Origin of the sequence: Photorhabdus namnaonensis (genome assembly GCF_001684335.1) — a bacterium.
GTDB classification, from domain to species: domain Bacteria; phylum Pseudomonadota; class Gammaproteobacteria; order Enterobacterales; family Enterobacteriaceae; genus Photorhabdus; species Photorhabdus namnaonensis.
On the sequence record NZ_LOIC01000068.1, the window covers coordinates 1 to 301 of the forward strand.

1 protein-coding gene is annotated in these 301 nt (G+C 58.1%); it reads left to right on the forward strand.

Annotated features, from left to right (window positions below; translation table 11 throughout):
• Positions 1 to 207, forward strand: a 207-nt coding sequence (locus Phpb_RS23790) for a type VI secretion IcmF C-terminal domain-containing protein (protein ID WP_276204272.1), incomplete at its 5' end; no start/stop codon positions are given.
• Positions 208 to 301 lie beyond the last annotated feature (94 nt).

Here is a 301-nt window from a genome sequence, read left to right on the forward strand (position 1 = left end):
CCGCGCGCCATCCGCTTCACCGGCCCGTGGGCTCAGCTGCGCCTGATTAACAGCGGCAAACTGACTAACGTGCGTCAGGAGGCGTTTGATGTGCGGTTCACGGTGGACGGCGGCGACATGACCTACCGTATCTACGTGGATGAATCCGACAACCCGTTTGCCGGCGGCCTGTTCAGCCAGTTCAGACTGCCTGACACGCTGTATTAATTGCAAAATCAACACCAGCCTGTCCTCCGCGCAGACGGAGGCAGGTGAAAGGATGAACGGCCATGCGTGAACACCCTGAAAATCTGATTATCCG